10 protein-coding genes are annotated in these 9,207 nt (G+C 65.0%); 3 read left to right on the top strand and 7 right to left on the bottom strand.

All coding sequences use genetic code 11. The annotated features are described in order from the left end of the window. Nucleotides 1-305 precede the first annotated feature (305 nt). The gene (locus tag AC27IO_RS16850) at nucleotides 306-1,115 is read right to left on the bottom strand and encodes a M91 family zinc metallopeptidase (RefSeq protein WP_498739787.1); all 810 of its coding nucleotides are present in this window, start codon (nucleotides 1,113-1,115) and stop codon (nucleotides 306-308) included. 284 nt (nucleotides 1,116-1,399) lie between these two features. On the opposite strand from AC27IO_RS16850, the gene AC27IO_RS16845 reads away from it, so the two are divergent. The 3 genes from AC27IO_RS16845 (at nucleotide 1,400) to AC27IO_RS16835 (ending at nucleotide 4,179) form a co-directional block, all read left to right on the top strand. Further along, nucleotides 1,400-2,431, top strand: a complete 1,032-nt coding sequence (locus AC27IO_RS16845) for an ABC transporter substrate-binding protein (protein WP_498739785.1) — start codon at nucleotides 1,400-1,402, stop codon at nucleotides 2,429-2,431. A gap of 150 nt (nucleotides 2,432-2,581) precedes the next feature. Continuing rightward, nucleotides 2,582-3,406 (top strand): ABC transporter ATP-binding protein, encoded by an 825-nt coding sequence (locus AC27IO_RS16840; protein WP_284407760.1) that lies wholly within the window; start codon nucleotides 2,582-2,584, stop codon nucleotides 3,404-3,406. After that, on the top strand, nucleotides 3,403-4,179 hold the full coding sequence (locus tag AC27IO_RS16835; RefSeq protein ID WP_487090183.1) for an ABC transporter permease: 777 nt from the start codon (nucleotides 3,403-3,405) through the stop codon (nucleotides 4,177-4,179). Before AC27IO_RS16840 ends, AC27IO_RS16835 begins: the two co-directional genes overlap by 4 nt. Before the next feature lie 51 nt (nucleotides 4,180-4,230). Here the strand turns inward: AC27IO_RS16835 and AC27IO_RS16830 are convergent, their stop codons facing one another. The 6 genes from AC27IO_RS16830 to AC27IO_RS16805 all read right to left on the bottom strand — a co-directional run. Continuing rightward, nucleotides 4,231-5,343 (bottom strand): hypothetical protein, encoded by a 1,113-nt coding sequence (locus AC27IO_RS16830; protein ID WP_498739783.1) that lies wholly within the window; start codon nucleotides 5,341-5,343, stop codon nucleotides 4,231-4,233. 22 nt (nucleotides 5,344-5,365) lie between these two features. Next, nucleotides 5,366-5,842, bottom strand: a complete 477-nt coding sequence (locus AC27IO_RS16825; RefSeq protein ID WP_498739781.1) for a hypothetical protein — start codon at nucleotides 5,840-5,842, stop codon at nucleotides 5,366-5,368. Beyond that, on the bottom strand, nucleotides 5,839-6,831 hold the full coding sequence (locus AC27IO_RS16820) for a hypothetical protein (RefSeq protein WP_498739779.1): 993 nt from the start codon (nucleotides 6,829-6,831) through the stop codon (nucleotides 5,839-5,841). The genes AC27IO_RS16825 and AC27IO_RS16820 overlap by 4 nt, the downstream gene beginning before the upstream one ends. Before the next feature lie 6 nt (nucleotides 6,832-6,837). After that, nucleotides 6,838-7,197, bottom strand: a complete 360-nt coding sequence (locus AC27IO_RS16815; protein ID WP_228316159.1) for a DUF4150 domain-containing protein — start codon at nucleotides 7,195-7,197, stop codon at nucleotides 6,838-6,840. After that, nucleotides 7,187-8,524 carry a DUF2169 family type VI secretion system accessory protein gene (locus AC27IO_RS16810; RefSeq protein ID WP_498739777.1) on the bottom strand — a complete coding sequence of 446 codons (1,338 nt, stop codon included), beginning with the start codon at nucleotides 8,522-8,524 and terminating at the stop codon, nucleotides 7,187-7,189. Before AC27IO_RS16810 ends, AC27IO_RS16815 begins: the two co-directional genes overlap by 11 nt. 9 nt (nucleotides 8,525-8,533) lie before the next feature. Continuing rightward, the coding region (locus tag AC27IO_RS16805) for a bacteriophage T4 gp5 trimerization domain-containing protein (protein WP_498739775.1) at nucleotides 8,534-9,207 on the bottom strand (674 nt) is incomplete at its 5' end.

Genomic DNA, 9,207 nt, shown 5'->3' with positions numbered 1-9,207 from the left:
CGGCAGGGTCGATGCCGCCGCGTGGGCGCGCCGGCGCGCCGGGCCGTCCAGGGGCGGCCGCACCGCGGCACTGGGGATCGATGGCGTCTGCTGTTTCTGGCCCACGGGCGTATCAACGCTGAAGCGGGCCAGACCGAAGCGGTTCGAGAGTTTGGAGAGCAAAGACATGCGAGCCATCGTCTTGCCTCGCCTGCCGGCTTTTTTTGGGAGTCCCGAAGCCCCCGTCCGGGAAACGAATCCACTCCCTGGTGAAAAACCGCATTTCGATATACGGAAAACGTTGGCAATCCACTCCCGGCCGCCTTTCAGACGGACTTGTCCTGCGTTTTCCCAGGCGTCGCAGCCGATACCGATACCGATACCGCCACGTCGCCGTGGCCATCCGTGGTGAAGCCGTGGTAGCTGGGGCGCTGCGTGAGCCCTTGTTCGGCCCGAATCGTGTTTTCCGAGGGATTGGCGCCGGCATGGGCGCCAACGCCGACCGTGCGCAGTTCTGCGGGCAGCAGTGAACGGGGGATCGGCGCTTTCGCGACAGGATGCTGGTAACGGGTTTCGTCCGCAGTGCGCGCGGGATGGATGCCGTGCAGGCTGTCTCGGGCATGAATCAACTCATGCGCCAGCGTGGCGACGTAATCCGCAGGACTGGGTTCGCCTTCGCCGGACTCGGGCGTGGGATACCGCCATGCGACCTCGGGGTCTGTATAGACCCACGCTTCATCGGCACCGGGTGTTTCAAGACCGGGCAAAGGGGCCGCCGCCACGACCGGCATGAAGGCACTGGGCGCGCGCCGCTCGCTCAGGTAGGCGTCGATGTCCTCCAATTTGTTCAAGCCGATACGTTCCTCCGTGGCGTCGTCGCGCCGGAACGAGCGCACATGCACTTTGCCGTTCTGGGCAGGGGTCAGGACCACCCGCTTGCGCGGAGCCATCGCGGTGATGGCCTCGATCTGCCGCAGCAGCGCACGGCCCGAATCCCGCGAGGCCAGTTGCTGCAGCGCGGATTCGTTGCGCCGGACGAACTCGGCGCCCTGCAGCGCGGGGCCGCTTCCATCTTGGGTCGCCCTCGTCGAGGTGCGGATGAATATGCCAGGAAAGGCACTCGGCTGGATGGGCATGGCTCCCCTCGCTCGAAAAAGGGAAAATTGAAACGCCACGGGGTGATACCGGTCACCACGGATGCGAACGCGCCGCCGGAATGCCGAACCCGGCTCTGCCCGCCTTCCTCCCGCCCTGCAACCGTGCCGGCAGGGGCTCCGACCGCCAGGCACCACGGTGCAGACCCTCCCGCAGCATGCACCGCATTGGTTCATGCCCGCACCGCCCCGCCGGGGGCAGAGCCTGGAACCGGGCATCGATCTTGCTGATCGGGATGCCATCGACCGACACGACCGGAGACCCCATGCACAAACGTTCCCTCCTGAAAGCCGTGGCGGCACTGGCCACCGCCAGCGCGTTCACCCTGGCCCAGGCCCAGACCCCAACGCCCATCAAGTTCCAGCTCGACTGGCGCTTCGAAGGGCCGGCCGCGTTCTTCCTGCTGCCCGCGGCCAAGGGCTACTTCAAGGAAGCCGGGCTGAACGTGACGGTGGACGCGGGCAACGGCTCCGGCGGCGCCGTGCAGCGCGTGGCCTCGGGCACCTACGACATGGGCTTCGCCGACCTGGCCGCGGTGATGGAATTCCACGCCAACAACCCCGACGCGCAGAACAAGCCCGTGGCCGTGATGATGGTCTACAACAACACGCCGGCCTCGGTCATGGCGCTCAAGAAGAGCGGCATCGCCAAGCCCGCCGACCTGGCCGGCAAGAAGCTGGGCGCCCCGGTGTTCGACGCCGGCCGCCGCGCCTTCCCCATCTTCGCCAAGGCCAACGGCATCGGCAACGTGCAATGGACCGCCATGGACCCGCCGTTGCGCGAGACCATGCTGGTGCGCGGCGACGTGGACGCCATCACCGGCTTCACCTTCACCTCGCTGCTGAACCTGGAGGCGCGCGGCGCCAAGGCCAGCGACGTGGTGGTGCTGCCCTATGCCGACTTCGGCGTGAAGCTGTACGGCAACGTGATCATCGCCAGCCCCAAGCTGGTCAAGGAGAACCCCGAGGCGATCCGCGCCTTCCTCAAGGCCTTCACCAAAGGCGCGAAGGAGGTCATGGCCAACCCGGCCGCCGCCATCGCCTCCGTGAAGGAGCGCGACGGCATCGTGAACGTGGCCCTGGAAACCCGCCGCCTGCAACTGGCCATCGACACCGTGGTCAACAGCGCCGACGCGCGGGTCGAAGGCTTCGGCCAGGCGAAGCCGCAACGCCTGGCGCTGATGGCCTCGCAGGTGTCCGACGCCTTCGCCACCAAGTCCCGCGTGAACGCCGAGACGGTGTGGAACGGCAGCTTCCTGCCGCCGGCGGCCGAGTTGAACATCCTGCCCAGGAAGTGATGGCACCGGGGGCCGGCCCATGGGGGTCAGCCCCCCGGCCTTCCCGAGCCCGCCAGGCACCGCCCGGCAATTGCTACAAATTTAATAGCAATATGCCCTAGTATTGATTGTGCTGGCGGCCCTTTTCACTCCAAACCCTTCTTTCATCCCATGCAGGCCGACGACACCTATTTCGTGGATTTTCGCGATGTCTGGCTCGCCTACAACGAAGAGTTGCTGCGCGCCAACCACTTTGCGGTTGAGGCCATCGACCTGCAGGTGCGCCGCGGCGAGTTCATCGCCATCGTGGGGCCCTCGGGCTGCGGCAAGTCCACCTTCATGAAGCTGGCCACCGGGCTGCGCATGCCCTCGATGGGCAAGATCCGCATCGACGGCCAGCCCGTGACCGGCCCCCTCAAGATCTCGGGCATGGCCTTCCAGGCCCCCTCGCTGCTGCCCTGGCGCACCACCGTCGCCAACGTGCTGCTGCCGCTGGAGATCGTCGAGCCGCACCGCAGCCAGTTCAAGGCCCGCCGCAAGGAATACGAGGCCCGCGCGCGTGCCCTGCTGCAGAAGGTGGGCCTGGCCGGCTACGAAGACAAGTTCCCCTGGCAGCTGTCGGGCGGCATGCAGCAGCGCGCCAGCATCTGCCGCGCCCTCATCCACGAGCCCAAGATGCTGCTGCTGGACGAGCCCTTCGGCGCACTCGACGCCTTCACGCGCGAGGAGCTGTGGTGCATCCTGCGCGACCTGCAGGCCGAGCAGCAGTTCAACGTCATCCTCGTCACGCACGACCTGCGCGAGAGCGTCTTCCTCGCCGACACCGTGTACGTGATGAGCAAGAGCCCCGGCCGCTTCGTGGTCAAGCGCGACATCGAGCTGCCGCGCCCGCGCGAGCTGGAACTGACCTACACCAAGGAATTCACCGACATCGTGCTGGAGCTGCGCGGCCACATCGGCGCCCTGCGCAAGACCGGCGGGGAGATCACGCAATGAACGCGCTGCACAAGAAACGGGTGGAGCGCTGGTCGCCCTGGGTTTTGCTGTTCACGGTGCTCGTGCTGTGGCAGGTGATCTGCTCGGGCCTGGGCGTGTCGGAGTTCATCTTCCCCAGCCCCTGGGCGATCTGGACGCAGTTCGTGGAGTTCAAGTGGATCATCGCGGGCCACGCCTGGCGCACCTTCTGGGTCACCATGGCCGGCTTCGGCATCGCCATCGTGGTCGGGGTGCTGCTGGGCTTCGTCATCGGATCGTCGCGGCTGGCGTATGCCGCCGTCTACCCGCTGATGACCGCCTTCAACGCCCTGCCCAAGGCCGCCTTCGTGCCCATCCTCGTCGTGTGGTTCGGCATCGGCGTGGGGCCGGCCATCCTCACGGCTTTTCTCATCAGCTTCTTTCCGATCATGGTCAACATCGCCACGGGCCTGGCCACGCTGGAGCCCGAACTGGAAGACGTGCTGCGCGTGCTGGGCGCCAAGCGCTGGGACGTGCTCACCAAGGTCGGCCTGCCCCGCTCCCTGCCGTACTTCTACGGCTCGCTCAAGGTGTCGATCACCCTCGCCTTCGTGGGCACCACCGTGTCGGAGATGACCGCCGCCAACGAGGGCATCGGCTACCTGCTGATCTCCGCCGGATCGTCCATGCAGATGGGCCTGGCCTTCGCCGGCCTGATGGTGGTGGGCGCCATGGCGATGGTGATGTACGAGCTGTTCAGCGTGCTGGAAAAGCACACCACGGGCTGGGCGCACCGGGGGTCGCAAGGGGAGTAGGCAGCCGGGTCGCAACGGCAGACACCGCCCGCCGTTCCATGGGATCGCGGTTCAGGCCCCCACGACCGCCGAAGCGCGGGCCGGTGCGTGCAGCGTCACCCGGGCCAGTTGCCAATCAACGAGGCTGAACACCGCCTGCACCACCATCCCCGAGGCCACGCGCCAGTAGTAAGAGCGCAATTCTTCGCTTTCGGAAACCTTTGCGGGAGGGTGCTTTGCCTTCGCGATGGCAATGTCGGGCCGGTCGCCAAAGTGAAGGCCAAAGGGCAGATCGCCACAATAGCCCAACGAGCGCAGGTCGCCCCGGCGTTTGTAGGTGATGGCCGAAACGATCTTTTTGGGCAACGCGTGCGCGTGGCCCAGCGCCTCGGGCAGCTCCTTGAAGTAGATGACGATGCCGTGCGATCTGGCACGTCCATTCATTTCCTCAGGGCAGCCGATGTCCTCATCGATTTCATCATTCAGGCCCAGACCAGCGAGAAAATCCTGAACCTCCGGCGCATCCGAGGAGCGCCCCAGCTGTGACAGACCCGGCATGGAGGCATCGGTATCGGGAGCAACCTCCAACATCCGCGGGTTCAGCATGACATCGTCGAAAACGTTCTTGCGACGGATGTGAACATGGGCCAGTGGCGGGTCTTGCTCCTTCTCCGGGAACCCGAAATTCAGCACCCAATCGCCCAAGGCGAACAGATCGGTGGAGGTTTCGTAAACGGATCGGCGGGCCAGCGGCGGCCCCAATGCCGCATAGGCGGTATCCGATCTGCGGGTGTGCATGCCCACGTTCCGGAAAACCACGCCCTCGAAGCCCTGGTAGATCTGAACGCCTTTGGCAAAGAACGCGATCTGCGCCAGAACGAACGGGGCTTCAACACCGCAAGGGGTGCGATGGACCAGATCATGGTCTTCGCGCGGCTGGAAGATCAGGCAAAACCCATGGCGCTCGGACTGGACCACCAGGGACTCCTTGGACCGGCGTGCCAGTTCGTATTCCACATCCGTGTCGCCATCGTCTTGCACCGCGCCTTCGTCTTCCAACTGGGCCGGGGTCATGGGGCGGTCATGGATGCGCTTGTGAACGAGAAACGCCTCCAGCCGAGGGTCTTCGCAAGAGCAGCCCAGGCATTCGACCAACGCCAGGACGTCGCCGGTGAGATCCGCCACTCCGGGTTCCACGCCGACGCCCTCAGGCACACAGGCCGTGCTTGCGCTTGCCGTTCGTCGGAACACCCACCTGCAAAAAACGCAATGTTTCCGCGTCGAACGCCACCGTCCAGACAAGGCCGTCCACAAAGTAGCTGTCGTTGTCCGGCAGGCGCCTTTTCAAGGTTTTCAGTTTGCGTTCGACCTCGCTGCGAGAATCCGTGGCAAGCAGGCCGTGAGGCAGGGGGCCTGTGTAGATGCCGTTGTCCTGGCCCTTGCCAGACAGCATGATTTCCAGCTGGTAGAAGACAAAAGTGCCTTCGCTTTTCTGCGCGATGCCCTCGTCTTCCGCATCGATTTCAAAGGACATGGAAAGGCCCTCGCCCGGAACCGCGATGAGGGTGTCGAGCGACTTCCCGATTTTTGGCCGCTTCTTCAAACCGGCGGCCGTCAGATATTCGTCGAAGGGCTTGTAGATACTGCTGTGCCCCAAAAAATCGATCAGTTCGATGGCATTCATGATGTCGCTTTCACTACGTTGTCGATGGCGTCCTGGATGTATTTGTCCCAGTCCATGTTCCTCAGCTCTTCGGCCGCCTTGTCATAAGCCTCTTTGCACCCGTGATCTTTCCCTTCCATCGCCTTCGAGATTTTTTCGGTGTTTCTTCTCACCGCGTCCTTCAAATTCGCCGCGTCTTTCTTGACGGTTTCCGGGGAATTCTTATGCCGCCAAGTATCCCCTTCGGCATGGATGTCCGGTGGTATCGCGATAGTGGGCGCCTGGTTTCGCACCGCGTTCCTGATCTTCTGCGCCTGGGCGTCATCGATGACCATACCGCCTTCGCGCAGGTCTTTGATTTTCCGTTCTGCGGCCCGCTCCAGCGCGGCCCCTGAAGGCGTGTGATCTTTCTCAAGCCCACTGCCTTTGAGCGACTTCTTGTCGTTATAAGGCACCTTCTTGCCGCAATCCTTGTGCTTCTTGGGCTTACCCTTGTCTTTGCCGCCCCCATTGCCCTCCGCTTTCTTCGCGGCAGCTTCCTCTGCCTCCTTGGCCTCTCTCTTGGCCAACGCCTCCTCCGCCTCGCGGGCGGTCTTCTTGCCCAACGCCTCGGCCGCGGCGCCCACGGCTTTCTTGCCGTATTTGGCGCCCGTGGCAGCCATGCCGGCGCCAGGAATCATGGCGGCGGCGCTGATCGCCGCGTTGACCTTGTCCCCTTCGGCCAGATAGATCAGCGCATTGGCGCCGTCCGCGATCTCGCCGGCCCCCGGGATCAGTCCGACGACGTCCAGCCCGGTGTGCACCACGTCGCTGCCCCAGCGGCTCCACCAACTCTTCTCGGTCTCGGTGGGCTTGATGGGCGGAGCACTGTTGCCGTGCGGATTGGGGGCGGTGTCCGGCACCACGATGCCCGTGGTGTTGCCGATCGGCCCCGGCGCGGGGTAGTCGTTGGGCTTGATGCGCGCGTTGCGCGTTTCGGCCTCTGGCGGCCTGGGTCTTTTAGGCGCCATGGGGGGTTACGGCTTCTTCCAGTTCATCCACATCTTGTCAGCGGTGCGCACGATGGCGCGGCCGTTGACGTACACGCTCTTGCTGTGGTCGATGTCATGGCTGATGAAGACGTTGGTCTGGCTGACCACACCCTTGCCCTGGCCGGGTTCGTCGCCCATCACGTTGTCCACGTAGCTCTGGTTGTGCAGGTATACGGGCTTGCCTTGCAGGAAGACGTTGGGCGAGCAGTGCTGGCTTTGGTCCAGCTGGTGCGTGATGGGGTACGGCACGGGCACGCCGTTCTTGCTGGGCGTCAGGCACACGTCGGGCGCGAGCGAGACGACTCGGAAACGCCCGTCTTTGGCGACGATGTTTTCATTGGCCACGGCCGGCCCCCTGTGCATTCCGGCGGGCCTGCGCCGCCTTCTGCATGGCCTCGTCGAGGTGTACACCAGTGCCCGCAGGCCAGGTGCCCAGTTCCAGTTGCCGCACATCGGCCTTGGCGCTGACGACTGCGCGGCGCACGATGCTCAGCGTGCCCGCCTCCAGGTCGAGGATCACGGTGTCGATGTGCATCGGCGCGAACATCAGCACGCCGACCTTCAGCCGCACCAGCAGCTGCAGGTCCTGCCGGGGCAGCCAGAATCGGTAGGGGCCGGCATGCCGTGCCGCCGCGGTGAAGTGCGCGAGCACCACTTCCTCGCCGCCCTGCGGATAGTCGATCTGCTGGTCTTCCGGCGCGCAGTTCCAATAGCGGTAGTCGTGGTCGAGCGGGCTCCTGGGCCACTGGGTCTGCTTCCAGCGCTCGTCGTGCGTGCCGGCCAGGGCCACGCGAGGGCTCCACCAGCGGCCCACCGGCCCGAGGCCGACCACCGGGTAGTCGGATTGGCCGGTATAGGGCTGCTGGAAGTCTTCGATCTGCGGCGCACGCCGAACGTCTTCGGTCCGCTGGGTCTCTGGCGGGGCAATCGCTGCACTGCCGCGCCCCTGCAATTGCGCCAGCGCCTCGTTGGCCTGCGGCACCGCCGTGGGCAGGCGCCCGCAGCCGATGGGGTTGGGCCCATGGAAAGGCGGCAGCGCTGCGTGCGCCTGGCTGGCGAGATGCCGCTGTGCGTCGGTCACTCCGCTGCCCGGCGCGCTGTCGATGAAGCCCTGCAGCAACCGCTCCTGGCGGATGAGGTGCGGCCCGCCGAATGCCAGCTCGTAGCCGATGCGCACCCGGTCCGTGGGCTCCGGCTCCGTCAACTGCAGCGCTCCCAGCGCCGCGACGGATCGCACGAAGCGGCGCGGGCCGGTCACCTGAAAGGTCTTCTCGATGGCATCGCCGAAACGAAAGCCCACCGGCCAGCGGGCCAGTGCCTTGCCATCCGGCGCGTGCGCGGTGGCATTGACCACCAGCACGTCGCACCGGGGCTTGAAAGGCGCGTAGTCGCTCTCCTGCAGCAGGCTGGTTTCGTTGACCTCGCCCTGGAACTGGTCGGCCTGGCACAGCGGCAGTTGCCACTCCGGCGGCAGCAGCACGGGCTCCATGCGCCCGTCCTTCTCCTGCAGTTGCAGCAGGGAGTAGGAGATGCGGGTCACCATCACATGGAAGATGTCCCCATGCGGGTCCACATGCTGGAAGTACTGGCTCGGCCAGGGCGTGTGGTTGATGACTTCCGGAACGCCCGCGGCGTCGATGGGGCTGGGCAGGGCGTGGGATGGGAGCGCCATGGCGTCAACTCAATTCAGGTCGATGCGCTTGGAATCGAGGCCGATGTGCTTGGACCCCACCAGATCGATCTCCTTGCCGTTGACGGTGATCTGGCCGCCCTTTTCCATTCTGAGCACCGAGGCGCCGCACACCAGTTCGATGGAGTCGCCCGCCTCGATCCGGATCACCTTGCCGGTGGTCTGGCTCCAGTTCTCACCCACCTTCGTCGTCTGGCTTTGCCCCACGGTGACCGAGCGCCCCATCAGCACGTTGGTGCTCTGCGTCAGCCCCACGTTGACTACCATGGCCGCGCCCACGTTCACGTTGTATGCCGCGCCGATGTTCATCATCTTGGCCAGCCCCACGTTCTGCAGGTAGGCCAGGCCCACGGTCTCGGTCTTGAAGCTGCCGACCTTGATCGACCAGTTGTTGCCGATCTTGTCCTTCTCGTTGCGGCCGATGGTCTTGCTGCGGTTGTTGCCGATGCTCACCGTCTCGTCGATGCCGACGTCTTCATTGCGGTTGTCGCCGATGCTGATCTTCTCGTTGTGGTCCACCCGCTCGGTGCGGTTGTTGTGCACGGTGATGGTTTCATCGCGGTCCACGGTCTCGGTGCGGTCGCGGTGGATGACGTTGGTCTCGTCCCGGTCGATGGTCTTGCGCCGTCGCGCCGACCACTTGTCCTCGTCGTTCTCCACTTCGG

This window comes from Acidovorax sp. KNOB132 (assembly GCF_057541515.1).
The sequence above is the reverse complement of the archived record's forward strand: the minus strand, read 5'-3'. Positions and strand labels throughout refer to the sequence as shown.